The following is a 23,480-nucleotide window of genomic DNA, read 5'->3' on the forward strand; positions in this document are numbered from 1 at the left end:
AATATAGTATAAACTATGAAGTAATGTTTATAGTCAAGGGAAATTAGTGAGGTATTTTATGAAAATAAATGAAGTGTCAAAAAAAACTGGGTTGTCCATATCGACTATTAGATTTTATGAAAAGGAAGGATTGATTCCTGAAAAATATGTTAGCAGGGACACAAATAACTATAGGAGTTATTCTGTAAATATAATTGAGTATTTATTAATGATAAAAACAGTTCATTCTGTGGGTTTTTCTTTAAGAGAGATCAAAGAGATACAAAAAAGTAATGATAATATAATTTCAATTGATACAAAGATCGAACTCTTGCAAGAAAAGATAAAGGAAGTAGAAGAGCAAAAAGAAAATTTAAATAAAACTGAGATCATATTAAAAAAGATGTTGAAAAATAAATTGAATTCAAAACTCATATTAACTGAAGTACCTATCAATAAAGATAAAAATTAGTTTTAATAGTTTTTCGAAAAACTAATAACACTGTAGATTTGCTGAAAGGAGCCTTTTTTTCTTGGTTTCTATCTTAAATATTATGGTAAGAAGTATTTCTTAGGTACGTTTTATTTTAAATAAGATAATTTGTTATAATATTAAGTGAAAAAAGGGTTATCACTTACTACTGATACAGTAAATTGTATCGCAAATAAATAATAATAAGTAAAATTTAGGTAAAATAAATATAAAACACGATTATAATATAATTAAATAACAGTAGTGAAAACATACTGCAATATGTTTTTCACTATAGTATATAATTCTAGTTGCTTAGGGAATTAATATCACTAATTTTTTTATTAAAAAAATTAGTGATATTAATTTGACCTAGGCTACTATTTTTTTAGGTTTTTTCTATAAGAATCACTACTAATGTTAACAATGATATTAAGAACAATCCACTTTGAAATAATAATATTAAAGTATCGCTAATCATATATATCGCATCACTTCTTAGAAAGAGTTAAGTGATATCTGTACTCACTATATGATAGGGACATTTGAATTTATAAGTAAGGTAATAATAATGTTAATTGTATCTGCGACTAATATTGTTTGGCGCAATTAGCAAGTAACTTGTCGTATTATGCTAGTTACATAGTCATATTTAATAGGTATAATGTAATAAATGTTGAACTAGCAAGGCAAAATGTAATTATAACTAAATCAGTGAATATGTAAGCATTTAAAGGAGGTTTATATACATGACATCTCATGCCCGTATTAAAATCACTGCAGGATTTTGGGAAAGTTTATATCAATTAGGGATTGATGCTAAGCATGTAGTTAGAAAAGCACGACTACCGCTTACAATTATTACTGACCCTTTTGTAACAACCACTCAATATTTTGCAATCTGGAAAGCTTATTCAGATATCATTGATGATACTGCTAAAGGAATTATTAAGCTTGCGACCGTATTTGAAACAACCCATTATCCGCCCACAGTCTTAGCGACTTATCACGCTCGCGATTATCGTGATGCGTTAAAGCGAATGGCTCGATATAAACAAATGTGCCCTCCTGAAGGTTTACGCATTACCGAGAAAGGTGATGAGTGTACAATAGAATTGGAATGGTTGTATGTTGAACAGCCTGGTCCACCGATTTTGGTTGGTATTACTTTGGCATTTCTTCTGGAGCTAGGTCGCAGAGGGACAGCTCAACCTTTAAGGGCTAAATTGGTAGAATTCTCTGATTCTATGGGTAATGTACAAGTGCTTGAAGCTTACTTTGGCTGCCGAGTTCAGATCGGTGCAAATTGTAATCGCTTGACGTTACATCGAGGAGATTTGGACCGCCCATTTGTTTCATACAATGCAGAGTTGCTAGAGATTCTGACTCCAGTACTTGAACAATCACTGGATGAGCGACAACGAAGCTATTCAATTACTGAGATGGTCAAGTGGATTGTAAAACGTAGCCTAATAGGAGGATGTCCCGATATTCAGGCCGTCGCGAGTGAGTTGGGGATGAGCAATCGTACATTGCAGCGCCGTCTTATTGACGAAGGTACGAGCTTTAAGAATGTATTAACACAAGTCAGGCATGAGCAGGCAATAGAGTATTTGACAGACTTATCTCTCGACATTAAAGAAGTAGCCTTTATGATTGGATATGAAGACAAAAATTCATTCTACCGCGCTTTTCGACTTTGGGAAAGTAATACTCCTTCAAATTGGCGTGCTGAGCATGTAGGTAAAAATTAGATAAATTCACTTTGTCTGAAAAGTAAAATGTCTAACACTATATTATAAAAAAGTTAATCTAATAAAAATTACAAAAGAACAAGAGTATTTATTTGCATTAACTTTTTAAAATCTTAATAAATAATTTAAAAGGAGAAATGTATCATGGATATGGGATTAAGCAATAAAACGGCTTTAGTTACGGGATCAACAAAAGGTATAGGTAAAGCAATTGCTATGGAACTTGCTAAGGAAGGTGTTAATGTACTAATTAATGGACGAAATTATGAAGAAGTTGAACAGATTGTAAATGAAATTAAATCAAAATTTCCAACTACTTCTCCTCAAAATGCTACAGCAGATATTGTAAATGTTAAACAAAGAGAAGCTTTATTTGAGAAATATTCTAGCATTGATATTTTAGTTAATAATATGGGTATCTATGAAATTATGGAATACAATGATGTTGAAGATGAAATATGGGAAAAATACTTTAAAACTAATGTTCTTGCTGCAAATGGATTATGTAAATTTTATTTACCTAAAATGTTAAAAAATAATTATGGTCGTATTATTTTTATTGCAAGTGAAGAAGCAATTATGCCTTCTGGACAAATGCCACAATATTGCATGACAAAATCAATGTTATTATCACTATCAAAGAGTTTATCTAAATTAACTATAGGAAAAGAAGTTACAGTTAATACAATTATGCCAGGGCCAACACTTTCTGAAAATGTATATGAAATAGTTGATGGTGTATATTCTGAAACAAATATGACTTTTGAAGAAAAGGAGAAAAAATTTATGGCTGCAAATTTACCTCAATCTGAAATACAGCGTTTTATTAGACCAAGTGAAATAGGTAGATTAACTACATTTGTATGCAGTCCTTATGCAGGAGCATTTAAAGGTTCTCCAATTCGCATGGATGGAGGAATGGTACCGACTATTTATTAAATGTATCTATATTATTCATGCATAAAGGATTGATATAATCAAAGAAAATTGTACATAAAGCAAGCAATTCTTATGTGTTTAATAAATCTGTTCTTAATTATTTTTTCTATTTTAGTACCTTGTAATTTATATAAATCTTAATAATTAAACTTTACACTATTCATATTCTCATTAGGTTAATAATACGAATTTGAGACATTAGACATATTAAAATATCCTAGTAAAGCTTATTTATGCCTTACTAGGATATTTTACTGCTACCTTTAAAAATATTACAGGTGCTAAAATTTTTATGATTACCATAGAAAAGCACTATCACCCTTTTTGTATTATTATAATTAGCGTATCTTTAGTTTATAATAATTAAATTCGTTGATTATTTATTTTAACAGGTCCAATATTTCGTTTTCTGTAATTGAAGAATCGCAACGAACTTCTATTTCTCTATTTTTACTAACAATAAATCCTGGTACAGTTACAATATTATATTTTTCTCTAAATGAGTCAATTAAATTATCTGAAAAATCAGCACTATCCACGTAGTAAATTGTTGTGCTGATTTTATTAGTCAAGCCACTTAATTTTTTAGCAAATCTGCGGCAGAATGGGCATGTTGCACGACCAATATAGATAACAGCTAAGTCTTCATTAGATAATAATTCTTCTGCTTGTGTAGAAATCACTTTTTCAAATAACTTTACATTCTCTTCATAGTTATCTTCTTCAAACATATATATCCTCCTAGTTTTTTATAATAGTATATCAAAGGCAAATTATTAAATCAATTTAGTTAGCTTTTCTGGTAGTTATTTTGTGAAATTATAGAAAGTATTATAAAAGAAAATTCTAGGTTAAGAGATGTAAAAAGGGTTTAAAAAGTTTTATAATTCACTCAATCAAATGTTTCTGTAAGAATTATTGTATTAAGTAAAGCGGGTGACGTATAATAAGCCAATTTACAAAATAATTATGGTATTTAAGTGGAAATAATAAGATAAGTAATATAGTAAATTAAAATTGACAATAATTGAATTTAGTAATGGTATATTTGCTATAATAAAGAGGTTAGGAATTGATTATGAACAAAAATATTGCTGAAGAGTACATTACTTGTCGCTCTATTCATATTTTTCGGTAGTAATAGAAACATAAATAGGCTTGATATTTGTTCGTTAGATTAATACAAAAAGCATAATTATAAAACTAAGCATATTAAATACTTAAAAAAAGGGAGGAAAATAACATGAAACTAACAATGTATGGGGCAGCAATTTGTCCAGATTGTGTTGAAGCAAAAGTTATTTTAGAAAAACATAAAGATATAGAATTAGATTATAAAAATATTACTGAGAGTACTAAAATATTAAAGGAATTTTTATCTTATCGTGATAATGATAAAATGTTTACTAATGTTGTTAAAGAGGGGAAAATAGGTATCCCATTTTTTATTTTAGAAGATGGAACAAAAACGTTAGACATATTTGATTATTTGGATATAGAAAAGCCTAAGAAGGTTGTAAATAGTTGCTCTATAGATGGTAGTGGTAAATGTTAATAGATGTTAACTTATAGTGAATTTTAAAGGTCAGGCTTCGCCTTCACCAAGTTAAGACGGTAGCAAAGATAGCCTAAATGAGAAATACTATACCCTCTCTCGGTTTTTTATCGGAGGAGGGTAATTTTTTATCTTATGTCCATTCGATAGAGTATCAAAATCCGAATAAATGAATTGTGGTAAGTGTTCTCAAAAAGGTATAGATAAATAATTATCGAAAAATATTAAAACGTGATTTAAATCAAAGATGTATTTTCTTATTAATAATATAATTAATTCATAAGATAGAACTTGAGGAGGAATAAGAATGAATACATTTAATAGTAATCAAAAAATTGGAGAGATAGTAACTAAGTTTCCAAATGCTGCAGATATATTTAAAGAATATAAAATTGACTTTTGTTGTGGTGGAGATAGACCGTTAATTACAGCAATTAATGAGCAAGGAGTTAATGAAGCAGAAATACTAGAAAAAATAAATGCTTCATATGAAAAATTACAAAATAAGCTTTACACAAATAATAAAAATTGGGTAGAAGCACCTTTTGATGAATTAGTTGATCATATTGTAAATGTCCATCATGGATATCTTTATGAGAATCTTCCTAAAATAAGTGAATTAACAACTAAAATATTGAGAGTACATGGAGGAAATCATCCTGAACTTTCAAAAGTACACAAGTTATTTCATACTGTAAAAATGGAATTGGAAGCTCATTTAATAGAAGAAGAAACAATTCAATATCCAGCAATTAAGGAGTATTTAAGAAGCAACAGTGAAGTGGAGTTAGATAAGGCAATAAATATAATCAATCAATTGCAAGACGAGCATACTGGAGCAGGTGATATACTTAAAGAATTAAGAAAAGTGACTAATGATTATAAAGCCCCATCAGATGGATGCAATACTTATAAATTAACTTATGCTAAACTTGAAGAAATGGAATCAGATATATTTCAGCATATACATTTAGAAAATAATATACTTTTTCCAAGACTTTATGAATTGAAGAAATAGGGTATCTATTACGTTTATATTTAATAAGGTAGAAAAACTTATTAATTAGAAATATTAACTGCTTAAGTTACAAAATTGAGCAGTTAATATTTTTTGACGAGTATAATTACATCAATTAAAGTGATTTTATGATACTATACATGATAAATATAAAAATTTGTAAGCTTTTAATTGGACCGGAGATAGATAATTAAATGAAGACTTCAGAAGCATTGCATAGTAGGTGAGCTGCTTAGTGGCTTTATGCCTATCTAATCAAGTTATTTAATCCAAAATTCAAAAATTCTACAATTTATTTATATAAAGTTTAATGATAAATTGCTATTACAATTTAAATACATAAGTAAATACTTATAATCTGAATTAACAATATAATAATAAAATTATTTAAACATTAATCTCAATTTTAATAATTCTATAGGTACATTAAGCTGTGCTGCTATTTGTTCAACAGTCATACTTTCTAAACTATCACTTTTTAAATCGTTATCATCAATAGCTAAATTAGCTGAAAAGTAATCGGCTTCATTTTCAAGTTTACTTTTAATAACAAAAGTATTTTTCTCTAAAAACAATATGTTAAGTTTATTATGAAAGAGAGCATGTCCTAACTCGTGTGAACATGTGAAATATCTTGAATATTCATCTAAATTGATATTAATGTGAATTATTTTATTACGTGGAGCAGCCTGAAAAAATCCATTTATATTTTTACCAAGATTCTCATATAAAATTTTTATTCCAAGATATTCACAAAGCTCAAATGGATCTTTCGTATGATATTTTTTCTTTAGTTGAGAGACTTTTTTATCTATAATTTTATTCAAATAAATACCCCCAATTATTGACCATTATCATCATTAAGTAAAACTTGATTCAGTTGGAGTTTGATCTTCATCTGAACCTTAGTTGAAATTATAAGTGGATAGACATCAGATGATCTTATTTTTTGAATTTATTAGGCGTAAATTTCTTTTTGTTTACCTTCTTTGCATATTCAAGTCCATTTTGAATAGCAGCTTTAATTAATTCAAAATCATCTTCGTCTATAAGTTCTCCAGAGAGCATTAGACCCTCTTGCTTTTCTAACATTTCAAGAGTTTTATTTAAAGTTTTTTCTATATCTTTCTCATCTTTTTTGGTTAATCCTGGCTCCAATCCATCAACAGAAGGGGGAGTTGCAATATCTGTTTTTCCTAAAAGAAAGTCAACAGATACTGAAAACAAATCACTTAGCTTAGATAATGTTTCAGCATCAGGGGTTCTATTTCCATTTTCCCAGTTAGAAACGGTTTGTTTGCTAACATTCATTATCGCAGCTAATTCTGGTTGATTATATCCTAATAATAATCTTCTTTCTTTAATTCTTTCACTAAGAGTACTATTCATATTTCTCACTCCTATCTTTTATTTTGTAAAAATAATTCCACATTATAAATTTAAGAAAACCTGCAGGGAAAAGAGATGCTCAAAAGCTATAGTCAAAAATGTGAGAATCAAAATTTTATATTTTGTTATTCGAACTTTCTATTTAGAGCTTTTACATTTGGTAAGCAGAACTTTCTCTATGATCATTTTATATTTGTCTATAAGTGAAAAGTTCTTAATTGCAGCATAGCTGCTTAATTTATAGGTGCAGAACTTTCTCTATGAGCTTCAACAACAATTGTGGATTTTGAATCGTGAATTGAAGCATATATATTTAATTATAAACATTTAGTTGACTTTGTTAAACGAAAGTAAACTAAATGAATATGATTTTAATGATTTTATAAAAAAGGTGTTGACAGTAAACATAAAGTTTACTATTATTTAAGTATAAATAGTAAACGAAAAGTTTACTCAAGGAGGTGTAGATAGAATGGCAAATAAAACATTAAAGGCTTATAGAATGTTGAAAGGTGTTAAGCAAGAGGATATTGCAGAAATACTAGGAATTACATTAACAACCTATAGCAAAAAAGAAACTGGGAAAACTCAATTTTCTCTTCATGAAGCAAAAAAGATATCTGACTACCTAAATGTGCCAATAGAACAACTTTTTTTTGCTAAACAAGTAAACTTATTGAATACTACACAAAGTTAGTTTAGCCAATAATAAAGAAAATATTCTAGAGAACAGGGTGAGTAAAAGTGAAGAACTTACAGGTTATTAAACAGCAGTATATTTTAGGAAAGGATTTTAAAATTTATGGCACAGCAGAAAATCAATTATTTTTAGCTAAAGATGTAGCAAAGTGGATTGATTACTCAAAAACAAGCGAAGGTTATTACAATGTTTCAAAAATGTTAATGCACATTGATGAAGATGAAAAAGTAACTATTACAAATAGTAATAGTGGTGGAAACAAACTTTATTTAACAGAAGATGGTTTATATGAAGTCTTAATGCAAAGTAGAAAAGTAATAGCTAAGAAATTTAAAAAGGAAGTTAAGGCAGTCCTTAGGCAAATAAGAATAACAGGAGGATACATTAAAGCAAATGAGAATATGAGCGATTTTGAGATAATGGCAAGAGCACTACAGATATCTCAAAACACTATAGCAAAGAAGGATGAAATTTTAAAATCAAAAGATAGTGAGTTAGAGGATAAAATCAAATTTATTAATCAAATTTCCATTTCTGAAAATAGTTTATTGGTTAGGGAAGTTGCAAAGATAGCATGTAAGCAAGGAATAATTATTGGAGAAAAAAGATTATGGCAAAAGCTTAGAGATTGGAAAATTATCCTTAAAAATACAACAGAACCTAAGCAGGAATTTATTGATAGAGGATACTTTGAAGTTGTTGAAGGTTTTAAAAATTCCAAAGAAAAGACGTTTACTTATCATACTACAAAAGTAACTGGAAAAGGACAAGTATACATTATTAAGAAGCTAATAGAAGAGAGTTTATTATAGATATCAAACTTGGAACTCAAACTTATGTGTTAATGAAGAGTTGAAACACTAAGAGAAATTTGAAAGGGGAATGAGATTATGAAGAAAGCTGGAGTGACAATACCAATTGATGCATTAGGAAGGGTGGTTATACCAAAAGAATTAAGAAGGCAGCTTAACTGGAATGAAGAAGATAGAGTTGAATTTTTTGTGGAGAACAATTCAGTAACAATTAAGAAATTTTCTTATGGGTGCAGTTGCTGCAAAAAGGTAATAAGTGATCTAAAGGAAGTCGATGGAGTTAGACTTTGCAGGAGCTGCATAGAAAAAATTAAAAGTAGTTAAATAGGGGGTGCATTTATGTCTATGTCAATTAAAACTGTACAACAAGATATTGTAGATGTTCAAGGTCATTTAAATGATGGTGATTTAGAAGGAGCTATAGATGTATTTTATAAACTTAAAGATGATGTTAATGAAATTCTAGAAATTTTAGATGATTTTATGTGTGACATTAAAAGAGATTAAAAAGAAGCCGTTAAGCAAAGGAAGTGAAATTATGGCAGATAAACGTATGTTTTCGAAAACAATAATTGATAGTGATGCATTTTTAGATATGCCTTTATCAACGCAGACTTTATATTTTCATTTATCAATGAGAGCAGACGATGATGGTTTTATAAATAATCCAAGGAAAATACAACGAATGATAGGATGCGGTGAGGATGATTTGAAGCTATTAATAGCTAAAAAGTTTGTAATTATTTTTGAGAGTGGTGTAATTGTTATAAAGCATTGGAAAATTCACAATTATATTCAAAAAGATAGATATAAGGAAACTGTTTATAGGGAAGAAAAATCTATGCTGTCATTAAAGGAAAATAAAGCTTATACACTAGGGAAAATTAACAGTGATAATAGTATGCAAATTGTAAATAATTCAGACACAATCTTCACAGAAGAAAGGACAAGCTGCAAAAGTGGAAATGAATACAATGTTAATAAAATTAAGGGCTTGGAGAATCGTATTCAATCTGTATACAAAACGGATACTCAGATAAGATTAGATGAGATTAGTATAGATAAGAATAGTTTAGGCATAGGGAAGAGTAGTGTAGAGGTAGATAAGAATATTAGAGATTCGGAGAAGAATAGTTTAGACTTAGATGAGAATATTACAGATAAGGATAATATAAAACTCATGTCAGTAGTCATTAGTTCTAATAATGAAGTTTTTAAGCATTTTGAAAAATGTGGATTTATAATGTCACCTAAGTTTATGGAATTAATAGCAGCAGATATTGAAGTGTATTCAGCTAAGTGGCTCATAGATGCAGCAACAGAATCTATGAAAAGAGGAAAGATAAATTATAAATATTTATTGGCTATATTGCAAAACTGGAAAGCAGATGGAAGAGATAGGAAAGCGGTAGTGCAAAGAGCAAATGCTGGTGCTTATAAAGATTTTGGAGAAAGCGTCCTAGATAATTAAGATGATTAGAAATTAATTGAGGCACATAAAAAATAACAAGTATTTGACTAAAAGCTGACTAACCAAATCATACGAGATAGGAGGGGGAGCATGAACTTAGAATATATACAGACACCTCCAAATGATGTAAGGTGTGAACAGGAGATATTGAGTGGGATATTCTATAACAATAGAATATTGGTGGAAATAATTAATGAAGTTAAAGTAGAGGATTTTTATAAAACATCCCATCAAATTATCTATGCTGGTATATGCAAGCTGTTTGCTGAAGGGAAAGATATTGATATAACACTTTTAATAAATGAGATAGGTAAAGAAAATCTTGAAAAGGCTGGAGGAATAACATATATAACTGATATAGCTATAGGTGGGCTTCCAATAAGAGCAAAAGAATATATAAAAATTTTAAAGGACAAGTCCTACAGAAGAAAAGCTATTAAAGAACTATATAAAGCTACACAGTGTATGTATGATGAAAATTCAGCGCCTCAAGATGCTATAAGCAAAATGTCAGAAAATCTAGCAAATGATATGAGAAATAAAAGTTCAATATTTAGTGATAGTGATCTTATGGTTAAGACATTAACTGAAATAGAAAATAGGTATCAAAAGGGTGGAGAAATACCTGGAATGCAAACCGGATTTACTACTTTTGATAAGAGAACTGGAGGCTTACAAAAAGGAGAATTAGTCATAATAGCTGGCAGGCCATCTATGGGAAAAACATTAACTGCATTAAATATAATGGATGGACTAGGCAAAAATGGTTATACTGTGTATTTATCAGAATTAGAAATGACATACGAATCCCTTGGAATAAGAAGGCTGTCTTACAATGCAAATATAGAGGCAGAGAAATTAAGATTTGGGAAATTGAGTAATGATGATTTTATAAAAATTACAATGATGTCTAATGAATTAGCTAAGAGAAATAAAGTATTCACAGATTGCAGTTCAAATCAGGGATTACTTCAAATAAAGGCAAAAGCAAAAGCTATAAAGCAAGCTCATGGATTAGATGTAATCATAATAGACCACTTAACTTTAATGAACATCCCAGAAAGAGGGACTAGAGATTTAGCGATAGGAGAAGTTACAAAGGGGCTTAAAGGTTTAGCAAAAGAATTAGAAGTGAATGTAATCCTCCTATGTCAATTATCAAGAGCTGTGGAGCAAAGAGCAGATAAAAGACCTATGCTTTCAGACTTAAGAGAATCAGGAAATATTGAACAGGATGCAGATTTAGTGATGTTTATGTATAGAGATGATTATTATCATCCAGAGTCAGAAGATAAAGGAATAATTGAATGGATCATAAGCAAGCAGCGTAATGGAAGAACTGGAACTTTAAAATTTGTATATGTAGATAGGTTTCAGAAGATAGGGGATTTAGCTTATTTATAATTTAGTAATAAACATAAGATAATTGTTGTTTAATGGCATAATAATAAGCAAATATCTGGATATTATAAAGAAATGCGTGTCAAAAATTATTACGACATGCATTTTTTACTTGAAATAAGTAATTAGTCACTTTTGGCGTAAATACAATAGTATATAAAGGAGGCGAAATACTATGAATAATATGTTCTTAAAAGGGGTTATAGCACTAACATTTGCAGGTATAAGTATATTCTTATCACCAGCAGAAGTACATGCAGAATGGAAACAAAATAGCACGGGATGGTGGTATACAGAAAGTAATTCATATGCTACAGGGTGGAGATTAATTGGCGGAAATTGGTATTATTTCTATTCTAACGGGTATATGGCTAGTAATACTTCAATTGATGGGTACTATTTAAACTCAAGTGGGGCTTGGGTTCCAAATGCATTCATTGATACTAGCAAAGGAAAAACATTATTTTATATAAATAGGGGATATGAAAAGAATGATAAAAGATATATATAGGGATATTTTGATAAGTTTGTTACTGATTTAGATGAAGCTAGGGACTATGAAAGAAGAACAGGAGATAAAGTAATTGCTCATGATGATACTGGAGATTATATTCCAGATGATGGATTTGATATGCCTAGTAGTGATAATACAACACTGGAAGTAGCTGATAATGTGAATATCAGTGAAATAGATTTTAATAGTAAAGGACAAGTTTTAGTCGTTAATAAAGATTTTAACAGCATAATCACTGGTAAATATAAAGATCGTCCAATCTTTGAAATAACTCTTAAAAATGGAGTTGTAACAGAACTACATCAAGAATATAGACCTTAGAGCTTTAGGATATAAGGCTTTGATATTTTAACTATGACAGTCTTAAAACTAAATAGAATAAAAAATAGAAGCTCGTCTATTGATAAGCCTCTATTTTTTTGTCTTAATTTGACCTAAGCTACTTCATATTTAGTAACTTGTCTTTGAGTTAATTGAGCACCGGATTTCTTAACTAAATCGCCAGAATCAGTTTTAAAAATATTCTTGGCAATTACAACATCCATAAGTGTATTTACTTCGGCTTTAGTAAGCGTAGATTTAACACCAGAAATGCTTAAAGTACTCTTTTCGCCAGCTTCAGTTAAAAAAGTCATAGATAAAGTATATTCCATATAATTCACCCCTTTCATTAAGTTTAGAGTTTAGGAAACTCCTACTCCCAGTGTCGTAGGAGTGCTCACAGAGTAAGCGATTTGAACTTATCTGCTTAAGCATTTACTAAACTAGAAGATTCATTGATAAAGCAATCTCTAGTTTGAGCGTCTAAAACACCTTTGATTGCTTCAGCAACATCGTAGACGTTTTGAGCAGCGGCATCTGTTTTGACATTAGAAAAAGTCTTTTTGGCATAAATTGGATCGCCGGCCTGATCAACATCTTTTTGCACTTCAATACTAAGTGAAGCAGAGTTAGGAACTTTATTTACAGCCATAGTTTTTACCTCCTTTATTTTGTTTTCATAGAGGATATATGTACAAAATTGATGGATTACCTATTTTCATAAAAAACATGATAAAAATAAAGAAATTAAAGTGTAATTAATGAAAATTGAATTATTTATCATTGGCAAAATATGTTATAATTAATCAATGAATAAATTATAAATTGTAATTTTTAGATTGATGATGTTGATAATTGTATACTTAATTTTAAATCAATCAATTACATTGTGGAGGGGAAATATATGAATATTACTGGGAAAATTCTTAAGAATCTTAGATTAAATAAGAATCTTACATTAAATCAATTAGCAACTGAAATGAATGAAATGTTTAGCATTAATATTACCGACAGTATGCTTTCTAAATGGGAAATTGGTAAAGCAACTCCTATATATGATCACTTAAAAAGATTAGCTTCATATCATAATGTTACTACAGATTTCCTCTTAGGTTTTAATCAAGATGAAAACTTAGAGCTGGTCAATCATAATGACAATTTGGGTAAAAATGGAAGAATTATTTATTCTAAAAAAGATAACAATATTAAACTTTTAGTAGAATTGTTGGAAAATGATAAAATTACCAATAAGGATGTGTTAATTATAAAAGATTTTGTTCAGGTTTTTCTATCCAGAAAACATACGAATCTCTATAGATAAACAATATGTAATTTAAATTCATGGGATAACTTACCAAAATCATAAATATTTTGTTCAGCTCATTTTCAAATGTTTTCTCCATATTATGACCCTTGTGGTTACAAATATATTTATGATTTCTAGTGAAAATACGAACTTAAAGTTTTAGCAACTTTGTTAATATGTTCATCTAATAAGCTTAATTATTAAGTTGTTTTTCTATAGAAGGGGGATTCGATTGTTTAATACTGAATTACTTAGCTATTTAATAAGAAAGGCACAAGGAGATATTTCATTAAATAATTTTGCTAGGCAATGTAAAATTAGTTCCAGCACTTTATCAAGAATTATTAATATGATGAATTCTTGTGCACCAGCACCAAGTACATTACAAAAAATTGCAGCTTGTGCGCGTAATGGAGTTACATATGATGAACTTATGAAAGCAGCAGGATATATAGCTTCAAATGAAAATATAAAGGCTACAGCGGAAAAAGAGGATCGCATTTCATCAGTAGTGGGTCAGAAAGAGATCGTTAAAATATTTGATGATTTAAAAAAATATCTATTAACTACTGATGGACTTAGGCTCTATGGTGATCCACTCTCTGAGGAAGCAATTGAAAGTCTGATTGAAACTTTATTATATGGTATTAAAGTAGCGAAAATTATAAATGGAAAGTAATTAATAGAAGAGGATATATATCACATGATAAAATATATTGATGGGTAATTCTCATCAGTATTATTTTTTTACTCATAATATGACATTGAGTGATGTAGCAAAAATGATAAAAGTGTATAAACTATAAATTTGTATTTGTTTCACTAAAATGGTATAAATTTATAAAAAAAGAAAGAGGGCATTATAATGTTAAGTTTAGTTGACAAAATTCCAATTTTAATTGGTAGAAAACAATTGTTATTTTAAGTATACTGTATCTACAGGTTAACTTGGAATAATTGAAAGGCTGGTGATTATTATGCCATTATGTGATAAATTACTAGATTTACGTAAAAAGGCTGGATTATCGCAAGAAGATGTTGCTGATAAATTAGGTGTATCCAGGCAAACAGTGAGCAAGTGGGAAACTGATCAAACAGTTCATGAGTTAATTAAAGTGAAATTGTTAAGCCAACTATATAATGTGAGTTATGACTATCTTATTAGCGAAAGTAATCTTAGCGGTGATATTACAAGCATCGAAATGATAGTTGATGAAATTGACTGGACTAGTGCATGGAGTAAAAAATACCCGATTTTAGCATCATATCAAGGTGTGCAAGGAATAAATACTTATTGTGAAAAGTTATCGAAGTTATATGATGACTGCAAAAACGAATTTAATTTTAATGACGAGGATACTGTTTTAGTTTTAAAAGATATTCTCTATAAAAAATTTAAATCAGAAAAAAATAAAACCAAGTAAAATTTTGCTAATACAGTTTAATTATTTAACAAAGAGCCGATAACCACATGATATATTCTCGTAGGTTATCGGCTCTGTGTTTTTATACTGTTATCTTATACTAATCTTCATAATTCCCCTTGAGCAAAAGTAAGATATAAATTTGTTTTTATCTCTTCTTAACAGGAATCCAAACTTCACTATAAGCGTAATCTTTTTTGTCTTTATCCATTTTAGTAAAAGAAAAAGTAGGTGCATTGATTATTTCATAATTGGAAGAAGGAAGCCATTCTGAATATATTCTTGCCATTGTTTCTTGTAATGTTGAAGGAAATGATCCTTCATTTGGGAATATTGCCCAAGTACAAGCTTCAACTGGTACCTTTTCTAATAGATCACTTATTTGATTTTCAGTCGTTAAAATGCCTATAAGATGAGTTAAATCTCCTTCTTCTTTTAAGAAATTAGCGTCAGCCTCATAAGATGCATTGATAATTTCATGAGGTTCTATATTTTGAAGAGAATGCATTTCTTCCTTTTGTTCGCTAGTTATGCTTTGTGCGAGCTTTATAATCTCATTATTAACTCCTTCAAATTGCATAGGGACACGTTTACTTACACCAACTAAATTAAACGCTGGTTTATCTTCAATTCTAAATTCCATATTAATTCCTCCCTTGATAGTTATTGTGAATGAAAGTTTGGGAAACGATTTACTTATGCCTTTTTTTGCTACATCTGAGGGTAAAAAACCACTCCATTTTTTAAATGCTCTAGTAAAGCCGTCCATAGACTGATAACCATATTTCAAAGCGACATCAGTTACTTTTTCTCCATGTAATAAATCCTTATTTGCTTCCGACAATTTTCTGTTCTTGATATATTCACTAAGCATCATCCCTGAAAGATAAAAAAATATCTTTCTAAAGTGATAGTCAGAAACCCCAGCATATTCAGAAATTATTTCAAGAGATAAATCGTCATCGGTTAAATGATCTTCAATATAGTCAATCACATGATTCAATTCGTTTATCATTGTCTTCCTCCTTTTCATATCTACATAATACCAGAGGTATTTTATCGATGCTCGACTTTTTTAATACAAAAAATATCGAATTGTTATATAATATTATTATTTATTCTAAATTGAATTTTATTATAGATGGTGCAACATTTGGAGAATCATTTAGATTCAAGAAGATTTAAATCAAACTATTTAGTTTTAGAGACTACATATAAATTGTAAAGGCGATAAACATCTTATTTTAAGTGTTTATCGCCTTTATTCAAGCTACGTTATTAGAATCATTATTATCTATAACAACTCCAAGCTTGGTTGATATTATGGTGTTAAGTCTATTAATTGAACTAGATAAGTTGTTAATTTGTTTTTCTAAGCGAATTAGTAAATATGCAGCAACAGCTATAGCAAATCCATTATTAACAATAATATTAATTAATTCAGTTATATCCATAGTTTCATCACCTCCCATAAGGGATATATGATACAAAGCGTATTATTTCACGTTAGAAAACAAATAGTACCTAGAACTAAAATAGATACATTGCATAAATAATTCTTCATCATAATTCTAAAAATATTGTAAGAATGTTAGCAGTAATTATGGATAGTGAATTGAGAATTTAGAATCGTGCATTGTGAATTGAAGATATATAGATGAAGTAAATTATTGAGTGCCGCCTTCATTTACAATGTGGTTATGATAATAATCTATGGCAATATCAACTATGGTGCTGACACATACATTAAGATCTGTATGTATGTTTTTTAATTCATTTATTTTTCTTATAGTAGAGCTTCTAAGGGTGTAGCTTCTTTTAATAGTTGGGGTCTCACCATCAATAGCAGGAACAGCACCATTAGGAAAGGGCGTTCTTCTATTAGCGAATATGTCTTTTGTAGAGCTTAGAGTATTTTTTATTTCCATAGATTTAGGTATATTATTTTGAATAGTGCTGTTACTAGGTGGAGCAGTATTAACTTGAATATTAGTTTTAGTATCTTCATAAGAAGCAGTATGATTAATGGATTTGCATTCAGAATTAGTTTGAATATTATAAATATCAGAATCATCATCAAAAGAGAAGGAAGAAATGCAGTCACCAGTTAAAGGAGCTTCACTAGAAAAACCACACACTTCACCTTCATCATATTCAAAATCATTTTTAGGAACCTTTGCAGCTCTTTTTCCAGCCATAAATTATAAATCCTCCTTTGGCAGTTTATTAGAAGTATTTTTATGTTTACTCTTAAAAGATATATGGACATTTATTAGAGATTCTAAAATTCTTAAGAATTTTGGAATATATATTCTTAAGAATTTTAGAATATATATTTTTTAGAAAAAATGATCTGATTGTAGTATAGAGCTGATTTTATGATCATAGTTGCAGCATAGCTGCTTTTTTCAAATGTGTATATTCTTAAGAATTTTAGAATTTTACAATATAAGAATTTATATTCTTTAGAACTTAGGAACTTAAGAATTTTAGAATATAAAAGGAAATCCGACTCACATGAGTTCGCTAGATATTCACAGAGTAAGCGACCATCATCAAATATTAGATAGATGCCTACAAGGAAAGTTCGAAGAACGAAATATAAAATTTTTGAATAGTATAAGCACAATCAAAAAATAACAAGTTCATCTGAAAGTATATTTGAATTTAATAATGCCACTACAAAAATAAGAGCTCCAAGGATAGCCTTGGAGCTTTAAGCTTGATAATTTAGGGAAATATAATTGGAAATTTTATTTAAAGCAACTTTCTTTTTTCGAGTAGCAGTAGAATAACACATCTTTTTAAAGAAAATAAAATCTATAAGTTCTTTTTCATCATCGTTTAAATTATTTAGAGCTAGTCTTAAATCAGTACAATCACATTCCTTACAAAATAAATCTTCTAAAATGAAATCAAATAAGCGCAGATTGAATTTAGAGTGAAAGTCCACATATCAAAGTGTAATTGAATTGAAATCTTTATAAGACTTAATTAAACTACAATCACTATATATGTAAAAGTAATTTGTGGATTATGGAAAAATAAGGGGAAAGTTGTAAGAAGTATTATATAATAAAGGTGGGATGTTTAGAAATAAATGTTCTGTCTTTTTTGTGATTTGTTTTAGAGGGAATATTATGTCTATAACGGGAATTTGGAATATTTAGAGTACAATATACTATTAAATTACATTAAGGAGGAAAAGTAGATGCCATATAATTTAAAGGACAAATTAGTCATAGCAATATCGTCACGAGCAATTTTTGATTTGGAGAAGGAAAATGAAATGTATGAGAAAGAAGGACTTGAAAAATACTCAAAATTTCAAGTAGAAAATGAAGAAAAGATATTAGAAAAAGGGACAGCTTTCCACTTATACAAGCACTTGTTAATTTGAATAATAAGTTTGAAGATCCAATAGTAGAAGTAATTGTAATGTCAAGAAATAGTCCTGAAACAGGTTTAAGAGTATTTAACAGTATTAAACATTATAATCTAAATATAATTAGAGCTGCATTCACCTATAGCAACTTCAACACTTCGTTATTTAGAAGCGCCCAAGGGTATTTGGAATTAGGACATCTGAAGTAATAGTCGTGAGTTTAGGAACGACTTGCTCTACGTCTTGACGTTGGTGGACTAATTTTAACATGAGATGCATTCAAAAGGAGAGCAATTTTAAAGTGAATTTTAAATTTAGAATAGCTCTATATGTTTATTAAAAATATGTTATAGGATATAATATTAGCAATGGTTAATAAAGGATGAAATAAATCATTTATATAGAATGGAAGTGATGGGATGGAGTTTAAGCCACTACCAATAGGAATAGATAATTTTGAAATGTTGATAACTAGAGGATATTATTTTGTAGATAAAACCTTGCTTATAAAAGATTTATTAGACAATAAGGCAGCTGTTAATTTATTTACAAGACCGCGAAGGTTTGGAAAGACCTTAAACATGAGTATGCTTCAATATTTTTTTGAAAATAGCAGCAAGGATAATTCTTACCTTTTTGAAAACTTAAATATAATGAAAGCCGAGCAGAAGTATACATCACATATGGGGCAGTATCCTGTGATTAATTTATCTTTAAAATCTGCTAAGCAGCCTAATTTTGAGTTGGCTTATATTTCTATTAGGAGACGGATTGCGGAAGAATACAAAAGGCATGAATATTTATTAGAAAATGAACAATTGCAGTATGAAAGGGAACGATATTTAAAAATATTAATGGAGCAAGGTGAAGAAGGTGATTATATTGATGCTTTATATTTCTTATGTGAATGTTTAGAAAAGCATCATAATAAGAAGGTTATAATACTTATTGATGAATATGATGTTCCTCTTGAAAATGCTTTCTTTGAAGGGTTTTATGACAGGATGATTGCTTTTATAAGATCGCTTTTTGAATCAGCATTGAAGACTAATAGTTCCTTAGAATTTGCAGTTATAACTGGATGCCTTAGAATTTCACGTGAAAGTATATTTACAGGTTTAAATAATTTAGATATTATATCAATCTTAAATGAACATTATGATGAATATTTTGGATTCACTCAAAATGAAGTCAGCATAATGCTTAATGATTATGGTCTTATTGAAAAAGAGGAATTGACTAAAAGCTGGTATAATGGATATATTTTCGGACAGGCACAAGTATATAATCCATGGAGTGTTGTGAAGTTTGTTAAAGATTTATATAAGAATAAGAATGCTTTTCCAACATCTTATTGGGCTAATACAAGTTCAAATAGTATAGTTAAAAGCTTAATTGAAAGAGCTGATAATGCTACTAAAAAGGAGATAGAATTATTAATAGAAGGAAAAACAATTGAAAAGCCAGTTCATGAAGATATAACTTATGATGAAATTTATGACTCTATGGATAGCTTATGGAACTTCATGTTTTTTACTGGATACTTTAAAAAAGTTAATGAAAGAATGGATAGTGAAGATAATCACTATTTAGAACTCAGTATACCAAATAGAGAGGTAAAATATATTTTTAAATCAAAAATATTAAAATGGTTTCAAGATAAGGTTAAAGCAAGAGATTTAACTAGAATGTATACTGCAATAATAAATGGAGAGCATCAAATATTTGAAGATGAGTTAAGTAGACTTCTTATAGAAACCATAAGCTTCAATGATGCCTATGAAAATTTTTATCATGGTTTTGTAACAGGTGCATTAGCTAATATGCATGACTATATAATAAAATCTAATAGAGAAGGTGGAACTGGAAGAAGTGATTTATTCATAAAATCTGTATCTCTTCGTGGAATTGCAATAGTCATTGAATTTAAAGTTGCAAAGAATATAGATGATTTAGAGAAAAAAGCAGAAGAAGCTATAAAGCAGATAGAAACTAAAGGATATGATTTAGAACTTAGATGTGAAGGATATAAAAATATTTTAAAGTATGGAATAAGCTTCTATCAAAAAGATTGCTTTATTATTAAGAAGGAAAATTAAATAGTTAATAGAAAATAATAGGTTGCTTGTTATAGTGGCTTATTATTATGGAAAAATTAAATGGGAAAAAGTGTTTTGAAAGTCCAGTAGTAATGAATTTGAATTTGTTACTGCTGGATTTTTTAAATTTAATATTATTTTTAATCTAATGAATATAAAACTTTTGTGAGGCAATAATGACTAATAAATACAATATACTTATTAATATAAATGAGAATATTGATGGGAGGTATGAGATGTGAAAAAGATAAGAAAAACCAAAATAAAATTAATTATGCAATCAACAGAAGATATAAGAAGTATAAAATTAGATTTAGCCAAAAGATGATTTTATAGATTTGGTCAAAAAGATAGAAGTATAAATTAACCATAACATAATGAATGTATTTAAATTTTATTTTAATTAGTATTGAGATTAATTACAACATGTTAATGGAGTATATTGTATTTATTTACATATAAGTACATAAGAGGTAAAATTATAATTGGAGGTGAGAGAATGAATGTTTTTCAAGTAAAGTTAAAAATCTTTATTTTAAAAGATATGCCTATAGAAGATTCTCAGGTGATAATAAGTGGGTTTATTGATAGTGGGTTAAGTAAAGACAGCAAATTGTTAGAATTACATGAAAGCAATAAGTTTAAAGGCTATTGTTTTGATGCTCCATATCCGCTAGAAAAGGATAAGGTTTATAAAAAGGATAAAATCTATACTGTGACCATTAGGACTATTAGCAAAGGCTTGGCAGAATTTTTTGCTAATGAGTTAGTAAACGATTTTAATTCTAATATAAAAGGCTTAACATCAGAAATAAGAATATTACCTAAGAAACATATTGAAAAGCTATATTCAATAACGCCAGCAGTTATAAAAAATGATGACGGCTATTGGAAAAATAAGCTCAAGTTAAATGAATATGAACGAAGATTAAAAGAAAATCTTATAAAGAAATATAACAGCATAATGGAAATTAAAATTGATGAAAATTTTCAATTTTACACAACCATTGAATTTAAAAATAATAAACCAATTGCAACTAATTATAAAAGTATAAAATTGCTGGGAGATAAGATATCTTTGAATATTGCAGAGAATGAAACAGCTCAGAAATTAGCATACCTGAGTCTTGGGACAGGTATCTTTGAAATGAATGCAAGGGGTTATGGATTTATGAATTATAGGTGGCTATAAGGAGGTGAATTTAAGTGGTTGAGAGTAATGCTGTAATAAAAGAATTTATAACAAGGGATGTTTTTTATAATAATGGACTAGTAAATTTAAAAATATATCTAGATGAAAATTATATTTCAGGAGTTAAGTATGAATTAACAACTAATAAATTAACTCTAGAAATTCAGAATGGAAAAGAAGATGAATATTATAATGATATATTGGAAGGTTTTTTAATTAATAATAATATAGTCTTCAATACAGATAATGATAGATTATATTGGAACATAGAAAATAATAACTTTGTTTATCAGAAGAAATATGACATTCAAGGAAAATCTTCAGGAAATGATGTTAAATATCTATATAAATATATTATGCCAAATGAATTGGGAAAAACAACAGAAGAATTATTTGATATGTATATAGATTTTGCTAAAAAAAGTGGTTTAAAAGAATCAAGCATAAAGACAGATACAGAAATTTTCAAAAAGGGATCTGAGTTTAAAAAGTCTAACCAATGTGATATACCAATATTTATGACTAAAAGTGAAGCTATAAAAAGCTATATTGAATATTCAGTAAAGGGAGATTTAATAAATTTTGATTCTAAAATACATCAATTTGAAGATGGTGGATTTTGCTTTAGGGATATGCTGTCTAATAAAGATAATTATATAGATAAATGGGATGCGCTTATTTATTGGTTTGGAGTTAAGGTTAAAAGATTCTATAACCTAACCTATTTTATCTATTTAAATTCTTTTGATTTACTATCCCTATATGAAATGAAAATATCTTTTCCACATAAAATAAGCGATGAATCTATTAGAATAAAGGATGAGAAAAAAAATGAAATAAGAGCTATTTATACTAATGTTAATTTAATGCAGCAACTTGAATTTGATGGTGTAGAAAATAGAAATTTCTATATATCAAGTGATATAAAAGAATTCCAAGTTAAATTTTTAATGTACTTAGTGTCCTATATTTATCACATTGAAAGTATGTATGAAAATATAGATAAAGAAAAGATCAGAAAAAGAAAAGAAAAATTATATAATGGTTTATCAAAAATTAGCTATGTAAATTATACTGAAGACGGAAATATGAAATCAACACTTGAAGAATACTCAAAAGCATATAGATTAATTATATTTTTCAAAAAATTAATGGAAACAGGAACTAAGGATTCTACTCTATTTAAATACTTTGCTGATCTGATTACAACGATAAATATGTCAAAAAGTTCAAAAGAAAAAATCAACTTAGAGATTAAAAGATTTTGTGAAAATATCCTTAAATTTGCGGATTTAAGAAAAGTATATTATGACGTTGCATTCAAAAGTTTAAGAAATAATTCAAGAAATTTAGGAAGTTATTTATATTACTTTGAGGATATGTATTTAAAAGAAACTAAGAGGGAGGAATATATAATGAAATTACACAGTAAATCAAAAAAGTTAGGTGAAGAAATTGGTGTTTTTTCAGCAAATATAGATGATAAAGATTTATTGTTCAAATTACGAAATATTAAAAATCATAAACAAATGATTAGTTATTTTAAAGATTTTAAATTTAGTATTTTAAGAAAGCAGGATGATGCGAGATTTTCTGCTGAATTTAATGAAATAATGGAAGAAATATTTATGGAACTCGAGGAAAAGCCACAAAATTGGGAAATAGTAAGAGACTATATTGCTATATATGCAGTAGATAAATATAAATCTGTGTCATATGCAAAAAAATTAAATAAGGGAGGTAAATAGG

General features: G+C 28.4%; 27 protein-coding genes and 1 pseudogene. 20 read left to right on the forward strand and 8 right to left on the reverse strand.

The window, feature by feature from the left end; genetic code table 11:
* The first annotated feature begins 58 nt into the window (after nt 1-58).
* The 3 genes from T483_RS0126495 (at nt 59) to T483_RS0126505 (ending at nt 3,144) form a co-directional block, all read left to right on the forward strand.
* Nucleotides 59-451, forward strand: coding sequence for a MerR family transcriptional regulator (locus tag T483_RS0126495; protein WP_026889553.1), 393 nt, complete (start codon nt 59-61; stop codon nt 449-451).
* A 749-nt stretch (nt 452-1,200) separates the two neighbouring features.
* Nucleotides 1,201-2,205, forward strand: coding sequence for an AraC family transcriptional regulator (locus tag T483_RS0126500; RefSeq protein ID WP_026889554.1), 1,005 nt, complete (start codon nt 1,201-1,203; stop codon nt 2,203-2,205).
* 144 nt (nt 2,206-2,349) lie between these two features.
* Nucleotides 2,350-3,144, forward strand: coding sequence for an SDR family NAD(P)-dependent oxidoreductase (locus T483_RS0126505; protein WP_026889555.1), 795 nt, complete (start codon nt 2,350-2,352; stop codon nt 3,142-3,144).
* Between the two features lie 380 nt (nt 3,145-3,524).
* On the opposite strand, the gene T483_RS0126510 is transcribed toward T483_RS0126505, so the two are convergent.
* The gene (locus T483_RS0126510; RefSeq protein WP_026889556.1) at nt 3,525-3,875 is read right to left on the reverse strand and encodes a thiol reductase thioredoxin; all 351 of its coding nucleotides are present in this window, start codon (nt 3,873-3,875) and stop codon (nt 3,525-3,527) included.
* 512 nt (nt 3,876-4,387) lie between these two features.
* Between T483_RS0126510 and T483_RS0126515 the strand changes: the two genes are divergently transcribed.
* Both T483_RS0126515 and ric read left to right on the forward strand, forming a co-directional pair.
* The gene (locus tag T483_RS0126515; protein ID WP_026889557.1) at nt 4,388-4,699 is read left to right on the forward strand and encodes a glutaredoxin; all 312 of its coding nucleotides are present in this window, start codon (nt 4,388-4,390) and stop codon (nt 4,697-4,699) included.
* 307 nt (nt 4,700-5,006) lie between these two features.
* On the forward strand, nt 5,007-5,717 hold the full coding sequence (gene ric, locus T483_RS0126520) for an iron-sulfur cluster repair di-iron protein (RefSeq protein ID WP_026889558.1): 711 nt from the start codon (nt 5,007-5,009) through the stop codon (nt 5,715-5,717).
* A gap of 383 nt (nt 5,718-6,100) precedes the next feature.
* Here ric and T483_RS0126525 read toward each other — a convergent pair whose 3' ends face one another.
* A complete protein-coding gene (locus T483_RS0126525; RefSeq protein WP_026889559.1) occupies nt 6,101-6,544 on the reverse strand; it encodes an ImmA/IrrE family metallo-endopeptidase in 444 nt (147 codons plus the stop codon).
* Between the two features lie 115 nt (nt 6,545-6,659).
* Nucleotides 6,660-7,106 carry a helix-turn-helix domain-containing protein gene (locus tag T483_RS0126530; protein ID WP_026889560.1) on the reverse strand — a complete coding sequence of 149 codons (447 nt, stop codon included), beginning with the start codon at nt 7,104-7,106 and terminating at the stop codon, nt 6,660-6,662.
* Between the two features lie 472 nt (nt 7,107-7,578).
* On the opposite strand from T483_RS0126530, the gene T483_RS0126535 reads away from it, so the two are divergent.
* From T483_RS0126535 to T483_RS0126570, 8 genes are all read left to right on the forward strand, one after another.
* Nucleotides 7,579-7,803 carry a helix-turn-helix transcriptional regulator gene (locus tag T483_RS0126535; protein ID WP_026889561.1) on the forward strand — a complete coding sequence of 75 codons (225 nt, stop codon included), beginning with the start codon at nt 7,579-7,581 and terminating at the stop codon, nt 7,801-7,803.
* A 47-nt stretch (nt 7,804-7,850) separates the two neighbouring features.
* The gene (locus T483_RS0126540; protein ID WP_026889562.1) at nt 7,851-8,618 is read left to right on the forward strand and encodes a phage antirepressor KilAC domain-containing protein; all 768 of its coding nucleotides are present in this window, start codon (nt 7,851-7,853) and stop codon (nt 8,616-8,618) included.
* A 78-nt stretch (nt 8,619-8,696) separates the two neighbouring features.
* Entirely contained in the window at nt 8,697-8,942 is a 246-nt protein-coding gene (locus T483_RS0126545) for an AbrB/MazE/SpoVT family DNA-binding domain-containing protein (RefSeq protein ID WP_026889563.1), read from the forward strand.
* Nucleotides 8,943-8,957: 15 nt separating this feature from the next.
* On the forward strand, nt 8,958-9,125 hold the full coding sequence (locus T483_RS31345) for a hypothetical protein (RefSeq protein ID WP_155268546.1): 168 nt from the start codon (nt 8,958-8,960) through the stop codon (nt 9,123-9,125).
* A complete protein-coding gene (locus tag T483_RS31350) occupies nt 9,094-10,089 on the forward strand; it encodes a DnaD domain protein (RefSeq protein WP_207641446.1) in 996 nt (331 codons plus the stop codon). Before T483_RS31345 ends, T483_RS31350 begins: the two co-directional genes overlap by 32 nt.
* 90 nt (nt 10,090-10,179) lie before the next feature.
* Nucleotides 10,180-11,493, forward strand: a complete 1,314-nt coding sequence (gene dnaB, locus T483_RS0126560) for a replicative DNA helicase (RefSeq protein ID WP_026889565.1) — start codon at nt 10,180-10,182, stop codon at nt 11,491-11,493.
* A gap of 172 nt (nt 11,494-11,665) precedes the next feature.
* Nucleotides 11,666-12,001: a hypothetical protein gene (locus tag T483_RS29855; RefSeq protein ID WP_051560576.1), complete on the forward strand. Its 336-nt coding sequence runs from the start codon at nt 11,666-11,668 to the stop codon at nt 11,999-12,001.
* Between the two features lie 120 nt (nt 12,002-12,121).
* Nucleotides 12,122-12,325 (forward strand): hypothetical protein, encoded by a 204-nt coding sequence (locus T483_RS0126570; protein ID WP_026889566.1) that lies wholly within the window; start codon nt 12,122-12,124, stop codon nt 12,323-12,325.
* Nucleotides 12,326-12,438: 113 nt separating this feature from the next.
* Here T483_RS0126570 and T483_RS0126575 read toward each other — a convergent pair whose 3' ends face one another.
* Complete coding sequence (locus T483_RS0126575) at nt 12,439-12,657, reverse strand: DUF2922 domain-containing protein (protein ID WP_026889567.1); 219 nt, start codon at nt 12,655-12,657, stop codon at nt 12,439-12,441.
* Nucleotides 12,658-12,752: 95 nt separating this feature from the next.
* On the reverse strand, nt 12,753-12,977 hold the full coding sequence (locus T483_RS0126580; protein WP_026889568.1) for a DUF1659 domain-containing protein: 225 nt from the start codon (nt 12,975-12,977) through the stop codon (nt 12,753-12,755).
* A 252-nt stretch (nt 12,978-13,229) separates the two neighbouring features.
* On the opposite strand from T483_RS0126580, the gene T483_RS0126585 reads away from it, so the two are divergent.
* From T483_RS0126585 to T483_RS0126600, 3 genes are all read left to right on the forward strand, one after another.
* Nucleotides 13,230-13,646 carry a helix-turn-helix domain-containing protein gene (locus T483_RS0126585; RefSeq protein ID WP_026889569.1) on the forward strand — a complete coding sequence of 139 codons (417 nt, stop codon included), beginning with the start codon at nt 13,230-13,232 and terminating at the stop codon, nt 13,644-13,646.
* Between the two features lie 217 nt (nt 13,647-13,863).
* Nucleotides 13,864-14,310, forward strand: coding sequence for a helix-turn-helix domain-containing protein (locus T483_RS30310; RefSeq protein WP_051560578.1), 447 nt, complete (start codon nt 13,864-13,866; stop codon nt 14,308-14,310).
* Nucleotides 14,311-14,608: 298 nt separating this feature from the next.
* Nucleotides 14,609-15,055 carry a helix-turn-helix domain-containing protein gene (locus T483_RS0126600; protein ID WP_026889570.1) on the forward strand — a complete coding sequence of 149 codons (447 nt, stop codon included), beginning with the start codon at nt 14,609-14,611 and terminating at the stop codon, nt 15,053-15,055.
* Nucleotides 15,056-15,203: 148 nt separating this feature from the next.
* Here T483_RS0126600 and T483_RS0126605 read toward each other — a convergent pair whose 3' ends face one another.
* From T483_RS0126605 to T483_RS0126615, 3 genes are all read right to left on the reverse strand, one after another.
* A complete protein-coding gene (locus tag T483_RS0126605; RefSeq protein ID WP_026889571.1) occupies nt 15,204-16,070 on the reverse strand; it encodes an AraC family transcriptional regulator in 867 nt (288 codons plus the stop codon).
* A 250-nt stretch (nt 16,071-16,320) separates the two neighbouring features.
* Nucleotides 16,321-16,509, reverse strand: a complete 189-nt coding sequence (locus T483_RS0126610; RefSeq protein WP_026889572.1) for a YvrJ family protein — start codon at nt 16,507-16,509, stop codon at nt 16,321-16,323.
* A gap of 213 nt (nt 16,510-16,722) precedes the next feature.
* Nucleotides 16,723-17,253 carry a hypothetical protein gene (locus tag T483_RS0126615; RefSeq protein WP_026889573.1) on the reverse strand — a complete coding sequence of 177 codons (531 nt, stop codon included), beginning with the start codon at nt 17,251-17,253 and terminating at the stop codon, nt 16,723-16,725.
* Between the two features lie 1,013 nt (nt 17,254-18,266).
* Between T483_RS0126615 and T483_RS32625 the strand changes: the two are divergent.
* The 4 genes and pseudogenes from T483_RS32625 to T483_RS0126640 all read left to right on the forward strand — a co-directional run bounded on the left by T483_RS32625 (nt 18,267) and on the right by T483_RS0126640 (nt 23,479).
* Nucleotides 18,267-18,649, forward strand: a pseudogene (locus tag T483_RS32625) (5'-nucleotidase).
* Nucleotides 18,650-18,859: 210 nt separating this feature from the next.
* A complete protein-coding gene (locus T483_RS0126625; RefSeq protein ID WP_026889575.1) occupies nt 18,860-20,539 on the forward strand; it encodes an AAA family ATPase in 1,680 nt (559 codons plus the stop codon).
* 499 nt (nt 20,540-21,038) lie between these two features.
* Nucleotides 21,039-21,731 (forward strand): CRISPR-associated endoribonuclease Cas6, encoded by a 693-nt coding sequence (cas6, locus tag T483_RS0126635; RefSeq protein WP_026889576.1) that lies wholly within the window; start codon nt 21,039-21,041, stop codon nt 21,729-21,731.
* 14 nt (nt 21,732-21,745) lie between these two features.
* Nucleotides 21,746-23,479, forward strand: a complete 1,734-nt coding sequence (locus tag T483_RS0126640) for a hypothetical protein (RefSeq protein WP_026889577.1) — start codon at nt 21,746-21,748, stop codon at nt 23,477-23,479.
* Nucleotide 23,480: the final 1 nt, after the last annotated feature.

Origin of the sequence: Clostridium beijerinckii HUN142, assembly GCF_000621745.1 — a bacterium.
In the GTDB taxonomy this organism is placed as follows: Bacteria; Bacillota; Clostridia; order Clostridiales; family Clostridiaceae; genus Clostridium; species Clostridium beijerinckii_A.

What these genes read in the sequence shown, in the direction of transcription:
- T483_RS0126500 (WP_026889554.1), top strand. Translation starts at nt 1,201, where the DNA reads ATGACATCTCATGCCCGTATTAAAATCACTGCAGGATTTTGGGAAAGT.
- T483_RS0126610 (WP_026889572.1), bottom strand. Translation starts at nt 16,509, where the DNA reads ATGGATATAACTGAATTAATTAATATTATTGTTAATAATGGATTTGCT.
- T483_RS31345 (WP_155268546.1), top strand. Translation starts at nt 8,958, where the DNA reads ATGTCTATGTCAATTAAAACTGTACAACAAGATATTGTAGATGTTCAA.
- T483_RS0126495 (WP_026889553.1), top strand. Translation starts at nt 59, where the DNA reads ATGAAAATAAATGAAGTGTCAAAAAAAACTGGGTTGTCCATATCGACT.
- T483_RS0126580 (WP_026889568.1), bottom strand. Translation starts at nt 12,977, where the DNA reads ATGGCTGTAAATAAAGTTCCTAACTCTGCTTCACTTAGTATTGAAGTG.
- T483_RS31350 (WP_207641446.1), top strand. Translation starts at nt 9,094, where the DNA reads ATGATTTTATGTGTGACATTAAAAGAGATTAAAAAGAAGCCGTTAAGC.
- T483_RS0126545 (WP_026889563.1), top strand. Translation starts at nt 8,697, where the DNA reads ATGAAGAAAGCTGGAGTGACAATACCAATTGATGCATTAGGAAGGGTG.
- T483_RS0126585 (WP_026889569.1), top strand. Translation starts at nt 13,230, where the DNA reads ATGAATATTACTGGGAAAATTCTTAAGAATCTTAGATTAAATAAGAAT.
- dnaB (WP_026889565.1), top strand. Translation starts at nt 10,180, where the DNA reads ATGAACTTAGAATATATACAGACACCTCCAAATGATGTAAGGTGTGAA.
- T483_RS0126535 (WP_026889561.1), top strand. Translation starts at nt 7,579, where the DNA reads ATGGCAAATAAAACATTAAAGGCTTATAGAATGTTGAAAGGTGTTAAG.
- T483_RS0126510 (WP_026889556.1), bottom strand. Translation starts at nt 3,875, where the DNA reads ATGTTTGAAGAAGATAACTATGAAGAGAATGTAAAGTTATTTGAAAAA.
- cas6 (WP_026889576.1), top strand. Translation starts at nt 21,039, where the DNA reads ATGAATGTTTTTCAAGTAAAGTTAAAAATCTTTATTTTAAAAGATATG.
- T483_RS0126505 (WP_026889555.1), top strand. Translation starts at nt 2,350, where the DNA reads ATGGATATGGGATTAAGCAATAAAACGGCTTTAGTTACGGGATCAACA.
- T483_RS0126600 (WP_026889570.1), top strand. Translation starts at nt 14,609, where the DNA reads ATGCCATTATGTGATAAATTACTAGATTTACGTAAAAAGGCTGGATTA.
- T483_RS0126625 (WP_026889575.1), top strand. Translation starts at nt 18,860, where the DNA reads ATGGAGTTTAAGCCACTACCAATAGGAATAGATAATTTTGAAATGTTG.
- T483_RS29855 (WP_051560576.1), top strand. Translation starts at nt 11,666, where the DNA reads ATGAATAATATGTTCTTAAAAGGGGTTATAGCACTAACATTTGCAGGT.
- T483_RS0126530 (WP_026889560.1), bottom strand. Translation starts at nt 7,106, where the DNA reads ATGAATAGTACTCTTAGTGAAAGAATTAAAGAAAGAAGATTATTATTA.
- T483_RS0126575 (WP_026889567.1), bottom strand. Translation starts at nt 12,657, where the DNA reads ATGGAATATACTTTATCTATGACTTTTTTAACTGAAGCTGGCGAAAAG.
- T483_RS0126570 (WP_026889566.1), top strand. Translation starts at nt 12,122, where the DNA reads ATGCCTAGTAGTGATAATACAACACTGGAAGTAGCTGATAATGTGAAT.
- T483_RS0126615 (WP_026889573.1), bottom strand. Translation starts at nt 17,253, where the DNA reads ATGGCTGGAAAAAGAGCTGCAAAGGTTCCTAAAAATGATTTTGAATAT.
- T483_RS0126605 (WP_026889571.1), bottom strand. Translation starts at nt 16,070, where the DNA reads ATGATAAACGAATTGAATCATGTGATTGACTATATTGAAGATCATTTA.
- T483_RS0126515 (WP_026889557.1), top strand. Translation starts at nt 4,388, where the DNA reads ATGAAACTAACAATGTATGGGGCAGCAATTTGTCCAGATTGTGTTGAA.
- ric (WP_026889558.1), top strand. Translation starts at nt 5,007, where the DNA reads ATGAATACATTTAATAGTAATCAAAAAATTGGAGAGATAGTAACTAAG.